The following is a 459-nucleotide window of genomic DNA, read 5'->3' as shown; positions in this document are numbered from 1 at the left end:
CACGCGGTGCCCAGCCAGGCCGCCGTGATCGTGCGCGACCGCGCTGTGGCCGAGCAGCGGCTGCAGCGCCTGCGCGTCGTCGGGCTGCAGCGCGTCGCCGGGGCCGGCGGCCTGCAGGATCGCGGCGAGCACGTCGCCGGCTTCCACCGAGGGCAACTGGTCGGCGTCGCCGAGCAGGATCAGTTGCGCGCAGTCGGCCACGGCGTCGACCAGCTTGCACATCAGCGGCAGGTCGACCATGGAGGCTTCGTCGATCACGATCAGGTCGAACGGCAGCGGGTTGTCGGCGTCGTGGCGGAAGCGCGGCAGGTCGGGAATGACGCCGAGCAGGCGATGCAGGGTGCTGGCGCCGGCCGTCAGGGCCTCGGCCAAGGTGGGGTCGACGCCGTCGGCGAGGGCGCGCGCCACCGCTGCGCGCAGGCTCTCGGCCATGCGCTCGGCGGCGCGGCCGGTGGGCGC

General features: G+C 75.2%; 1 protein-coding gene. It reads right to left on the bottom strand.

What is annotated here, in order from left to right; translation table 11 throughout:
* Nucleotides 1-459: AAA family ATPase (locus D180_RS19550; protein WP_043091399.1), on the bottom strand; the 459-nt coding region annotated here is incomplete at both ends.

Origin of the sequence: Xanthomonas sp. SHU 166, from assembly GCF_000364685.1 — a bacterium.
Classification (GTDB): domain Bacteria; phylum Pseudomonadota; class Gammaproteobacteria; order Xanthomonadales; family Xanthomonadaceae; genus Xanthomonas_A; species Xanthomonas_A sontii.
Note: the sequence above shows the minus strand (reverse complement) of the source record. Positions and strands in the feature narration are given on the sequence as shown.